This is a genomic window from Sulfurovum sp. (assembly GCF_015493435.1).
GTDB lineage: Bacteria > Campylobacterota > Campylobacteria > Campylobacterales > Sulfurovaceae > Sulfurovum.
The window spans coordinates 1-12,152 of sequence record NZ_WGDD01000039.1 but is presented as its reverse complement, the minus strand read 5'-3'; the positions used below and the strand labels follow the sequence as shown (position 1 = coordinate 12,152).

The following is a 12,152-nucleotide window of genomic DNA, read 5'->3' as shown; positions in this document are numbered from 1 at the left end:
TAGACAAAGCGGCCGAAGGCTTTTTGAAGTATGTCATTGAAAAAAAGAGCGGTATTATCCGCGGTATCCAGATCGTCAGTGAAGACGCTTCGTCATTGAGCGGGGAAGCGTCACTGATTGTGGCCAATGAAATGACAGCGATGGATGTGATGAAAACGATTCATCCCCATCCGACACTGACGGAAAGTTTCGGAAAACTCTCCCAAAGCATCTTTATGAAAAAGATGATGGGACGCTAAAATGAAAACGGCAAAACTGATTTTGCTTCGCCATGGCGAAAGTCTCTACAACAAGGAGAACCTGTTCACCGGATGGACGGATGTAGCGTTGAGCGAACAGGGGAAAAGCGAGGCGGAACATGCCGGCGAAATTCTGGAAAAACACGGTCTCTATCCGGATATCTGTTTTACATCCTGGCTCAAACGCTCCATTCATACGACCCAGATACTGCTCGGTGTTTTAAAGTGGGAGCACATAGACGCCATAAGAAGCTGGAAGCTGAATGAACGGCATTACGGTGCCTGGCAGACACACAATAAAGACAAAATCAAAAAAGAAGTGGGAGAAAAGGTTTTCATTTCAATACGCCGGGGTTACGATACACCGCCGCCACCGCTTTCAGATACCGATTTTGAACGTTTGAAGAACGACCCGAAATACCGCTCCGTAAACCCTGCCGAACTTCCGAGAAGCGAATCGCTGAAAGATACACGCAAAAGAACTCTTGCATACTTTTTTGAGGTGATTGTTCCCGAGCTTGACAAGGGCAGAACGGTGCTGGTAAGTGCCCATGGAAATTCACTGAGATCTCTGCTGATGGAACTGGAACATTTGACACCCGAACAAATCGTCAAAGTCAATATCCCTACAGGAAAACCGATACTTTATTCGCTGGATGAAACATACAGAATCTTGAAAAAAGAATATTTGGAGTAGAATGTCTTTATGAAATAATAAAAAAGGAATGTGTATGGCAACAGTAGTATCATACGGTGCGGCAGAAGTAGTGACAGGATCCTGTCATCTTTTCAGCATCGACGGAGGACCGAGTATTCTGATAGACTGCGGGATGTTTCAGGGGACAGAGGAGGACCGTAATTACGGTCCGTTCGATTTTGAACCGTCGGAGGTTGATTATCTGCTTGTAACACATGCTCACCTCGACCATGTCGGGCGTATCCCGAAATTGGTCAAAGAAGGATATACCGGTCCCGTTTATGCTACCAAAGCCACAAGAGATCTGGCTGAAGTCATTTTGCTTGACAGTGCCAAGATCATGAAAGAAGATTATCTGACCAATTACAAAAAAGCGCAGAGACAGGGAAAAGAAGAGAGTGTAACCGCACCGCTCTATGAAGAGACGGATGTGGACAATGCATTGAAACTTGCCTGGCACTATCCCGAGTATGACACCGCTTTTGAACTGCATGACGGTATAGAAGTGATATATCACAATGCAGGACATATTCTCGGGTCTGCCTTTATTGAAATCAATTATACTGAACACAATGTCAGACAGACGATCGTCTTTTCCGGTGATATTGGAAACGATAACGATATGGTGCTTCCCAACCTTGAAAAATGCACCCATGCCAATTATCTGTATGTCGAATCTACCTACGGAGACCGCGACCATCAGACTGCGGAGATCAGTACGACGGAATTCAAACGGATTATTATTGATACGCTGCACAACTGGGGAAATGTCATCATCCCTTCGTTTGCCGTAGAAAGAACGCAGGAACTGCTGTGTATTTTAAAAGGCATGCATGACAGACAAGAACTTCCCGAATGCCAGATATTTCTTGACAGTCCCATGGCCACACGGGCAACGGAAGTGTACAGGAACTATTCCGACCTTCTGAGCCCGGAATGCCAAAACATTAAAAAACGTGACGGAACAGTCTTTGATTTCGAAGAACTTGTCTATACGCTCGATGTTGACGCTTCCAAAAAGATAAATGATGTCGACTCGCGTGCCATTATCATTGCCGGAAGCGGTATGTGCAACGGTGGAAGAATACTGCATCACTTTAAAAACCGTTTGTGGAACCAGAAAAATGCTGTGATCTTCGTCGGCTATCAAGCCATAGGAACGCTGGGAAGGCGTATTGTGGACGGTGCAAGATGGGTGAAGATTTATCATGAAGATATTCTCATAAAAGCCAGTATCCATACCATCAACGGTTTTTCTGCACATGCAGACCAGAGCGCGATTATCAAATGGGTATCACAGATGGATGATCTCAGCAGGATCTACCTGATCCACGGAGAAGAGGACAAACAGGTGATCCTCCGAAGTGTAATGGAAAATGTACTGAAGAAAAAAGCCCATATAGTAGAGCCCGAAGAAGTGATCTACCTTTCCTGAGGAGGAAATTTCATTGATCATTGACTTTCTCATACAGCATTTTTCCTACACCATACTTTTTTTCTGGAGTATGTTTCAGGGGGAGATCGCCCTGGTCTTTTCAGGCTATATGATCAGACAGGGTGCATTTGAACCTGAAAATGTTCTCCTCCTTGCGATCAGCGGTGCCGTGTTGGGAGACATAGGCTTTTTTCTTACAGGGCGCTTTTTCAAAAGCAGAGCAGAAGAGCTGCTGCACCGGCACAGGAAAAAGTTCAGCCGGGTTCAGGCATGGTTCCGCCGTTACGGCGGCTGGATCATTGTCTTTGAACGTTTTGTGTACGGTGCACATATTCCTTCGCTTCTGATGGTAGGCATGTCAGGTTTCGGATGGGTAAAATTTCTCATGCTTGAAATCATCGGTGTACTGATGTGGGCCATTACCTTTACCACGATCGGATATTATTTCGGCGATACGGTAGTGCAGGTTTTAAGTATGATTCATCATCATATCGCCATTGTGGTACTGGCAGCACTTTTTTTCTATGTTGTCTATCTGCTCTATCTTCCGGATGAGGACGAGGATGAGGAAAAAGAACCAAAATAGTACCAGACCTGCAACATATTTCCTGTTAACATTCCGGTAATCTTCTATGGTAGAATAAACCAAAACAGACAAAGGAATTTCCCATGGCAGGTACATCACGGCACATTACACTCTCTTTGACAGCAGAGCAGGCTGAAGCACTTGAAACAGCAGCAAAGAGCACAGGAGAGGATGCAAACACTATTATCAGAGTAGCAATATCGGACTATGTCAAAAAGGTCATGAATGACGAAGAAGGCAAAAAACTCGCGAAGATCAATGCGCTGCTTGATGTACAGTAATATTTCGGTATAACCATAAATACAGTTATGCTATAATCGCTATACTATAATTATTTCGGATAATACACAAGGGAGATTTTCAACAATGAATAAAAAAATACTGGTTGTAGATGATGTGAACTTCAATATAGAATTTGAATCAAAACTGATCAAAACACTGATGCAGGAATATAAGATCACTGTGGAGGTCCATGAGGCGCATACGGTGGAAGAAGCACTGAAGAGAATAGCGGATGACAGCACTTACGATGCCATGATCATCGATATGAACCTTCCTGACGGCAGCGGGGTGGAAATCGCAAAAGCTGCCCGTAAAAAAAATGACAAAACGAGACTGGCTGCATTGACTATCTACCCTAACGAGTACGAAAAAGAACGTCCGTATTTTGATCTGTTTCTTAAAAAACCGATCATGCTTGATTCTTTCAAACAAAACTTTATACGGCTTTTGCAACTGCCTTGAATCCGGTGGGAATTTACCTATAGGCAGGCCTTGGCCAATGCCAGACTCTCTTTGATATCTTTCTTTTGAAAAGGTTTTCCCACATAGAGATCGAAGAGGGCTCCTCCTTTGTCTTCTTTGCTGTCGTCGCCTGAAATGGAGACGGCAAATACCCTTTGGCTGTCTTTTTTATTTTCGTAGGCACGAAATTTCCTGATGACTTCCGAGCCTGAAAGCACAGGCATATGTTTATCAAGATAAACCAGTGTATACGGATACGCCTCTTTAACGCCATTTTTTAGCATTTCCAGTGCTTTTTCCCCGTCTAAAGCAGTATCTACCTGGCAGAATTCATCCTGTAAAATGGCTTTGATGAGTGCTATATTGATCTTGTCATCATCGGCTATGAGTATACGTTTGGGCTGATTGTCTGCAATAAATTCATAAAGGATATTGGCATAGTAGCTGTATTGCGAAACAATACTGTAGTCACTGTGACTGTCTCCCAAAAGAGAAAGAAAATGTTCTTCTATGACAAGCAGAGGGATCTTTTTCTGTTTTGCCGCGCTGGCTATCTCCTCTGTCAGACAGTTCTGGAAACAGATGAGATGCGTGATGTTTTCGGGAAGGTTCTGTGTACTTTTGACCGCACTGATCTGTGTTTTGTCCAATCCCATTCTGAGCAGGTAGCGTACAAGGTTTTTGCTGCTGAATGCATTTTCACGGCTGAGAAAAACCCCTATCTGTATGCGTTTGTTGCGGATAGGGGTAAACATACTCTGCCTGTTGCTGCCGTTAACGGGAAGGGAGAAGTAGAAACTGCTGCCTTTGTCGATTTCGCTTTTCAGTTTGAGTCTGCCGCCCAGTTCCTGGACATATTCGGTGCAGATGGACAGTCCGAGACCCGTTCCGCCATATTTCAAACCGGTATCCTCTTCTGCCTGTGCAAAGGCTTTGAATATTTCTTCCTGTTTTTCCTTTTCGATACCGATACCGGTATCTGTAACAGCGATTTTCAACCTGTTTTCGTCACGGTCGTACTGGATAGAAAGTGTAATACTCTCTTTTGACGGGGTAAATTTATAGGCATTGTTCAAAAGGTTCATCAGGACACGTTTAAGCAATACATCTTCGACGAATATCTCTTTGGGAAGGAGCGGATCGATATAAATATTGAACGTGATTCCCTTGTTGTACATATTGGCAGAAAAAATTTCCGCAACATCGGCAAAAAACCTGGTAGGGTTCAGCTGTACCGCTTCGGCCCTGACACGTTCTCTCTGGGACGATACCCTGTCCAGTATGGATGTAGTAAGGTCATTGATGAATCTGGCACTTTCTTTCGCATTATGAATATACTGAAGCAGTCTGCTGTCATCCAGCTGATCTTCAAGCAGCTCGAGAAAACCGTACAGTGAGTTTGAGGGTGTACGGATATCATGTACGGTATTGGCAAGAAAGGTGAGTGTAGCATCGGAAGTTTCCGTATTTTTCTGCTCTTCCCTGATCTTTTCAACATTTTTGACAACACTTTCGGATGATTCGGTAAGACGGTCGCTTATGTAGACAGTTTCATGTTCTTCCGTTTTCATTTCAGGATGCATGGTATAAATAACATTGATCAGAAAAGGTACGAGTGCCTCAAGTATGTCAAGGTCATCCTGTGTAAAATTTTTGATCTTTCCGATCGATGAGTAGGCAGTGACCATTCCCAAAAAACGGTCGGAATCGATCACAGGCACAATGATCTTTGATTTGATCCTGATATTATCCGGATTGTCAACAGCGGGAAAATACTCTTTTTCGCTTGCGAGATAGTTGAAGATACCGCTGCTGAGTGTAAAAAAACATTTTGCCAGAACACCATGCTGCCCCAGCATCGATATTTGATGGAGTGTTTCATCGTTCCGTTCACGTTTGAGTGTTGCCGTATGTCTGTCAAATATCCATAATGAAGCAGATTCTGTCTGCATCAGCGAAGAGAGCAGTTTTTCAATGATACGGTTTATTTCAATATTATCTTGTGCTTTTTTTATTTTTAGCGTCGTTTCAGTGACCAGTTGCTTCAAATCATTTGTTTTGGTTTTCTTCATACCTGACTTCTTCCATGTTTTATCCCGAAATTATAGTCAAATTTTTTGGGAATGTGTGTAGGATAATTCCTACATACAGAAAAAATTATTTTTGATAGTATTCCATTCATAAAATGTAAGAAAGTAAGGAGTTAGCTATGCAGAGACCTGTACCTACCGATGTGGAACATGAAGTAAGCAGTATTGATCTGATCGTATCCAAGGGAGATGCTGAAGGAAACATTACCTATACGAACCCGATTTTTATGAAAATTTCCGGATATACCCAGGGAGAACTGCTGGATAAACCCCATTCCATTCTCCGCCATCCGGATATGCCGAAAGTTATTTTCAAATATCTCTGGGACAATATCAAAGAGGGAAAAGAAGTATTTGCCTATGTGAAAAACCTTTGCAAGGACGGCAGTTTCTACTGGGTACTGGCGCAGGTAAGAATGGCAAAAAACCCGGACGGTTCTTTCAGGAACTATGTTTCTACCAGAAAAGCTATTTCCGACAGTGCCAAAGAGACCATCAGTGCACTGTATGCCAGGTTGCTGAAGATAGAGCAGGAAGAGGGTATTGAAGCATCGGAAAAGGCATTGGAAGCATTCCTGGCGGAAAATGGTCAGAGTTTTGACACATTCAACGAATTCATGCGACAGCTCAATAAATAATACAGAAATACAAAGGATAACAATAATGATCGATTTTGACAAAGCTATGAAAAGACTCCGTGCCGTGAACGGCTATCTGGGGTCGGCAGTACTGAACTACTCGGGTGAAACACTTTATGTGGACAATGACAATACAGGTACGGATATTCCCTACTCTGCAAGTATCTTCAATGATGCCTACAGAATGGTTTCCGAATCTTCACTGGACGTCGGGTTTGCCGAAGCCTCTTCCATTGAAGCCAAAACACTGGACGGACATGTTTTTCTTATTAACAGTGCCGGTGTGCTTTCCTCGGACAATTTTTCAAAAATAAATGTCTTTGCCATTTTCAGAGATGACGGAAATGTGGCACTGGCCAAAATGATTATGGACAAAGCCGGCAAGGGAATGTCGGAAGAGCTTGGGCGCCTGTAGCGTACTGAGAGGTTTTTATCCTATGACAAAAAAGGTATTACTATTAAAACACTCTATTTAATAAGGCATGCCAAATCCAGCTGGAAAGATATTGATGCCAGCGATTTTGAACGCGGTTTGACCAAAAAAGGCCGAAAAAACATTGAAACGATCGGGTCCTACCTGAAGCTCAGGGGAACCGTTCCCGATCTCGTTCTGTCAAGCTGTGCACTGAGGGCGCAGGAAACGGCAGATCTTTTGGTACGGAAACTCGCATCCGAGGCTCCTGTCAATTATATGCGCGAACTGTATTTTACCGATACTGACATACTCAAAGAGATCATCATGATGCAGGATGCCTCCCATGATACGATCTTTGTGGTCGGACATAATCCGCAGATAACAGATATGGCCAATATGCTGATGGATGAGCATATCTCAAAGATCCCGACCATGGGCATTGCGGCTATCACATTCGATATTGACCACTGGGGTGATATTGGACAGTCGTCGGGAAAACTTGATTTTTTCATCTATCCCAAACAGTTCCAGTACTATATACCCAATCAGATAAGGGCTGTATTGCATAAAAATACTTGATTTTCCATCCGCATAAAGAGAACATCGCTATAATTAAAAAGACAATGAAGATTTTCTTTGGAAAAAGAGGGAGAGAGGATATCATGCATCTGACTATTTTGGAATTATTGTCCAGGGCAAAAGAATTTACGATTCTTTATGTTGAGGACAATACCTTTGTGCAGGAAAGTACGCTTGATCTGCTGAAAATGTATTTTGACAAAATTGATGTTGCCAGCGACGGACGGGAAGGGCTTGAACAGTATGAGCACTTCTATTCGGAACATAATACTTCTTATGATATTGTACTTACCGATATCAATATGCCCAAAATGAACGGGATTGAGATGATAGAACATATCCGCCAACGTAATGAGCGGCAAAATATTATCGTACTTTCTGCCCACAATGAGACAAAATATCTTCTCAGACTGATCGACCTTGAAGTAACAAATTTTATTCTAAAACCTATTGATATCGGACGTTTTGAAAAAGTGTTTGCCCAGGTCATAGAGATCATCCTCCATAAAAGACAGTTCAAACAGATGAATGAAAACCTGAAAATATCAAAACGGGCGGCGGAAGAGGCTACACTGCAAAAAAGCCAGTTTCTTGCCAATATGTCACATGAAATACGGACACCTCTGAACGCTATTATGGGTTTCATTACCCTTTTGGAAGCGAATGAAAACGATACAACAAAACTGAAATATCTCAGTATTATCAAAAATTCTTCCGATTCACTCCTGCAGATCATTAATGATATTCTGGATATCAGCAAGATAGAAAGCGGTAAACTCAAAATAGAGCCGTATAACTTCAATCCGTATGAAGATCTGATAACGATTGCCGAACTGTTTCAGGCAAAAGCGGCAGAAAAAAAGATCGATTTCAAAATCAAATACAATCACTTCATGCCTGAAATACTTTTTGGTGATGCGCTGCGTATCAAACAGATCTTTACGAACCTGCTTTCCAATGCCATTAAATTCACTCCGGAAGGTGCCATTGTCAAATGTGTGATTTGGTATAAGAACGGATATTTGAATATCGTGGTGAAAGACTACGGCATAGGCATCAGCGAAGAGAAACAGAAAAGTATTTTTGAACCTTTCATGCAGGCAGACGGATCGACGGCAAGAGTCTATGGCGGTACAGGCCTCGGCCTGACGATCAGTTCGGAACTGAGCCATATGCTGGGCGGGACGCTGACCTTAAAAAGCAAAGAAGGCAAAGGAAGTGTTTTCAAACTTTCTGTTCCGCTGTCCATGGGAGAAAAAGAGACCAAAACAGAAACAGAAGAGATAACGCTCAGCGGCCACATTCTGATCGTGGAAGATTATGAAGCCAACAGGATGTTCGTCGGTATTATCCTGGAGAATGCCGGACTGACCTATGAAATGGCGAATGATGGGATAGAAGCGGTAGAAAAATTTAAAAACGGCACATTCGATCTTATACTGATGGATGAAAATATGCCAAATATGGGTGGTATGGATGCGACAAAACAAATACAGAAAATAGAGCAGGAAAAGCATTTGGAACATACACCGGTCATCTCTCTGACGGCCAATGCACTTGAAGGTGACAGGAAACGTTTTCTTGATGCAGGATTTGATGACTATTTGAGCAAACCTATCGATCCGGAACTGCTTTTAAAGCGCTTGCACAGGTTCCTGAAGGTGCCGGCACATACCAGGGGAAAGGATCCAGCTGTATGAGACAGAGCGACAATTCCTTTTTGATGCAGGACAGGATTAACCTGGTACTGAAAATATTTAATTTGCTTATCATTTTGCTCAGTACTATGAGTCTGGTACGTCTGATTGAAAAGAATTATATACAGTTTGCGGCAGATATACTGTTTCTGCTCATCGTGCTCTACGGATATTTCAGGCTTAAGACCAATTACCGGAATTACCGGTTTATTATCCGTATTGTATTTTTGGGTGCCCTTGCCGCATCCACTTTTCTGCTTGTGCATTATCAGCATAACCCCATACGTTTTGTGTGGTTTTCTACGGTTGTGTATATTATTTTTTATCTTTTTGACAGGAAAGAAGCGCTCTGCTGGATCGGTTCGATCGGGATTGCACTTTTTGCCATATATATATTCGACATTCCAGGGTTCAATCTAAGCCTGGTAGACTTCCTCGTATGGGTCATGAACATGCTGATCGTTCTGATGATATCGCACTGGTATGCAAAGACGGAAGAAGCATCGACACAAAAGTTTTTACAGATAAAGGATATACTATCCGACGAAGTGGCAAAAAAAACACGGGAGCTGCAAGCGCAAACACTGGCATTGGAGCAGAAAACCATGGAACTGCAATCGCTCAATGCAACCCTGGAAGAGCGGATACAGAAAAAGATTGAGGAGAACAGGGAACAGGAGAAAATGCTTTTCAGACAGGCAAGGTACGCCCAGATGGGAGAAATGATCAGCATGATCGCCCACCAGTGGAGGCAGCCGCTTAATGCTATTTCTGCAAGCGCAGCGATCATGCAGCTGAAACTTGAGAGGGAAGATCCCCAAAATATTTTTTTCAAAGAGAAGGTTGCACGCATAGGAGACTATGTACAGCATCTTTCTTCAACGATCGATGATTTTAGAAACTTTTTCAGGCTTGACCGGAAAAAAGAAGAACGTGAATTTCCGGAAATCATTGATAATGCCCTGAGTCTTGTCAAGAATGCACTGGAAGAAAAAAATATTGTGCTCGCTACACACTATCAGTGTACAGCATGTCTTATTTATACTTATCCGAATGAAATTCTTCATGTCATACTCAACCTGCTTAAAAATGCGGAAGATGCACTGCTTATGAACAAAATTTCCGAGCCGAAGATCATGATTCGGACAATGTCAGAGCAAGGCAGGGTTGTATTTGAAATCGAAGATAATGCCGGCGGTATCGGAAAAGACATTATGGAGAAGATCTTTGATCCTTATTTTACCACCAAAGGACACAGTGACGGAACCGGACTGGGGCTGTATATGTCCAAAGTGATCATTGAAGAACACTGTCAGGGAAAGATAGAGGTGGAAAACGGTGCGCGGGGAGCCATCTTCAGACTGGTTTTCCCTCAACATTCATGAACGTGTGCAGAGCCGCTCGTAGGCAAACTGAAAAAGCCGGGAAGCACTGTCGAGGTTGAGCTTTTCCATTATTCTCCCCCGGTAGGTAGAAACGGTTTTGGGACTCAGCTTCAGTATTTCCGAAATATCTTTGGATGTTTTTCCCTCTGCGATCATTGTCAGGACTTCAAATTCCCGTTTTGAGAGCAGATCGGTCAGACTGGCTTCTTCTTTGTCGAGTTTTGTGCCGTATGCCAGTGTATCTTCCAATGCAGTGCTGATGTATTTTTTACCGTGTATGACCGTTTTTACTGCATCGATAAGTTCCGAAGACACCACGGCTTTGTTCAGATAGCCGGATGCGCCGCTCTTGAATGCACGAAGGGCATACATTTCTTCAGGATACGCACTCAAAACCAAAACAGGAAGAGAAGGATACTGCTTGACAACATTTTCGATGGAAGCCAGGCCGTTGAGATCACCCAGGTTCAGATCGAGTATGAGCAGGTCTACGCTCGTCTTTTCCAAACAGCCGGCAAGTTCGGCATAGGATGATGCCTGTACGGCTACTTCCATCTGCTCCTGGGCCTCTATGATCATGGTCAGTCCCTGACGTATGATCTCATGGTCATCGGCAATCGCTATATATGTCATCCCAATACCTCCCCGCCCGATAGATGGAATATAAATCAAGATATTTATTTTAGCACTACTTGATGAGAAAAACAAGAGCAGTTACTGTATAATAGAGTTATAATAATTATTAAAGGTAATAGAAATGGAAGATCTCATTTCCGAAACATTACAGATTGCGCGTGAAAAATTCAGTGCATTTGGATTTAAAGAAGAACAGATAGACCAGCTTTTGACATCAGGAAGAAACGATTTGGAAAAAGAACTCCATACGCTTGCCGCACTGCTGGAGACGGAAGAAACCGATATAGAGAATCTCAACCAGTCACTGCACGCGCTCAAAGGTTTGCTTTACAATATGGGAAATATGGAGGCAGGCAATATGATGAACGAGCTGAGGACGGAAGGGAAAGTATCCGAGCGTATAGATGAAATTAAAAAAATAGTGAAACGCTGAAATGCTCTCTAAAAAAGTAATTCTGATCGGAGATTTCTCGACGGGTAAAACAAGTTTGATCCGCCGTTATGTCGACAATCAGTTCAGCGACAGATATTTGAGTACCATCGGTGTAAAGATATCACGTAAAAAAATTGATGTGAAAGAAGAAGTCCTTCAGGCGCTTATCTGGGATATTGAAGGCGGTACAAAAACCAAACCCGTCAATAAAACTTATCTCATCGGTGCACACGGGTGCATTGTTGTTGCAGACATCACCCGGGAAGATACGATAGGACATATAGCGCTGTATTTGAATGAGGTTCAGACGATTGCGCCGGGCATCCCTTTCGTCATCGTACTGAACAAATCGGACTGCCTGCCCGAAGAGGAAGCTTCCGTGATACAGGCAAAGGTATTACAAACGTATAAAAGCTATACACAAAGTGTTTATGTGACATCGGCAAAAAGCGGTGAGGGCGTCATGACTGCCTTTACCCGTCTGGCAATGGAACTGGCAGGTCAGTAATGCATATACAGGAAGTCTTTAATGCTATTTACGAGAACCATAAATATGAATATTTTGTCATAAACCATGC

At 42.9% G+C, this 12,152-nt stretch carries 14 protein-coding genes and 1 pseudogene; 13 read left to right on the top strand and 2 right to left on the bottom strand.

All coding sequences use genetic code 11. From position 1 onward, the window contains the following. The 6 genes and pseudogenes from F8L24_RS06865 to F8L24_RS06840 all read left to right on the top strand — a co-directional run. A pseudogene (locus tag F8L24_RS06865) lies at positions 1 to 239 on the top strand (NAD(P)/FAD-dependent oxidoreductase); the annotation flags it as partial. Position 240: 1 nt separating this feature from the next. Further along, entirely contained in the window at positions 241 to 936 is a 696-nt protein-coding gene (locus F8L24_RS06860) for a 2,3-diphosphoglycerate-dependent phosphoglycerate mutase (RefSeq protein WP_294953604.1), read from the top strand. Between the two features lie 34 nt (positions 937 to 970). Next, entirely contained in the window at positions 971 to 2,371 is a 1,401-nt protein-coding gene (locus tag F8L24_RS06855) for an MBL fold metallo-hydrolase (RefSeq protein WP_294953601.1), read from the top strand. Positions 2,372 to 2,384: 13 nt separating this feature from the next. After that, positions 2,385 to 2,957, top strand: coding sequence for a DedA family protein (locus F8L24_RS06850; protein ID WP_294953598.1), 573 nt, complete (start codon positions 2,385 to 2,387; stop codon positions 2,955 to 2,957). An 83-nt stretch (positions 2,958 to 3,040) separates the two neighbouring features. Beyond that, on the top strand, positions 3,041 to 3,238 hold the full coding sequence (locus F8L24_RS06845; protein WP_294953596.1) for a ribbon-helix-helix protein, CopG family: 198 nt from the start codon (positions 3,041 to 3,043) through the stop codon (positions 3,236 to 3,238). Positions 3,239 to 3,323: 85 nt separating this feature from the next. Continuing rightward, positions 3,324 to 3,701 carry a response regulator gene (locus F8L24_RS06840; protein WP_294953593.1) on the top strand — a complete coding sequence of 126 codons (378 nt, stop codon included), beginning with the start codon at positions 3,324 to 3,326 and terminating at the stop codon, positions 3,699 to 3,701. A gap of 17 nt (positions 3,702 to 3,718) precedes the next feature. Here the strand turns inward: F8L24_RS06840 and F8L24_RS06835 are convergent, their stop codons facing one another. Beyond that, positions 3,719 to 5,773, bottom strand: a complete 2,055-nt coding sequence (locus tag F8L24_RS06835; protein WP_294953590.1) for an ATP-binding protein — start codon at positions 5,771 to 5,773, stop codon at positions 3,719 to 3,721. Positions 5,774 to 5,910: 137 nt separating this feature from the next. Between F8L24_RS06835 and F8L24_RS06830 the strand changes: the two genes are divergently transcribed. The 5 genes from F8L24_RS06830 (at position 5,911) to F8L24_RS06810 (ending at position 10,505) form a co-directional block, all read left to right on the top strand. Next, positions 5,911 to 6,429, top strand: a complete 519-nt coding sequence (locus tag F8L24_RS06830; protein WP_294953588.1) for a PAS domain-containing protein — start codon at positions 5,911 to 5,913, stop codon at positions 6,427 to 6,429. Between the two features lie 25 nt (positions 6,430 to 6,454). Continuing rightward, complete coding sequence (locus tag F8L24_RS06825) at positions 6,455 to 6,844, top strand: hypothetical protein (protein ID WP_294953586.1); 390 nt, start codon at positions 6,455 to 6,457, stop codon at positions 6,842 to 6,844. A 36-nt stretch (positions 6,845 to 6,880) separates the two neighbouring features. Next, on the top strand, positions 6,881 to 7,423 hold the full coding sequence (locus tag F8L24_RS06820) for a histidine phosphatase family protein (protein WP_294953607.1): 543 nt from the start codon (positions 6,881 to 6,883) through the stop codon (positions 7,421 to 7,423). An 83-nt stretch (positions 7,424 to 7,506) separates the two neighbouring features. Further along, positions 7,507 to 9,123 (top strand): response regulator, encoded by a 1,617-nt coding sequence (locus F8L24_RS06815; protein WP_294953583.1) that lies wholly within the window; start codon positions 7,507 to 7,509, stop codon positions 9,121 to 9,123. Further along, entirely contained in the window at positions 9,120 to 10,505 is a 1,386-nt protein-coding gene (locus tag F8L24_RS06810; RefSeq protein WP_294953580.1) for an ATP-binding protein, read from the top strand. Before F8L24_RS06815 ends, F8L24_RS06810 begins: the two co-directional genes overlap by 4 nt. Here F8L24_RS06810 and F8L24_RS06805 read toward each other — a convergent pair. Continuing rightward, positions 10,500 to 11,138: a response regulator transcription factor gene (locus F8L24_RS06805; RefSeq protein WP_294953577.1), complete on the bottom strand. Its 639-nt coding sequence runs from the start codon at positions 11,136 to 11,138 to the stop codon at positions 10,500 to 10,502. The genes F8L24_RS06810 and F8L24_RS06805 overlap by 6 nt on opposite strands. Positions 11,139 to 11,262: 124 nt before the next feature. Between F8L24_RS06805 and F8L24_RS06800 the strand changes: the two genes are divergently transcribed. Both F8L24_RS06800 and F8L24_RS06795 read left to right on the top strand, forming a co-directional pair. Next, the gene (locus F8L24_RS06800; RefSeq protein ID WP_294953574.1) at positions 11,263 to 11,574 is read left to right on the top strand and encodes a hypothetical protein; all 312 of its coding nucleotides are present in this window, start codon (positions 11,263 to 11,265) and stop codon (positions 11,572 to 11,574) included. A 1-nt stretch (position 11,575) separates the two neighbouring features. Further along, positions 11,576 to 12,082: a Rab family GTPase gene (locus F8L24_RS06795; RefSeq protein ID WP_294953571.1), complete on the top strand. Its 507-nt coding sequence runs from the start codon at positions 11,576 to 11,578 to the stop codon at positions 12,080 to 12,082. Positions 12,083 to 12,152 lie beyond the last annotated feature (70 nt).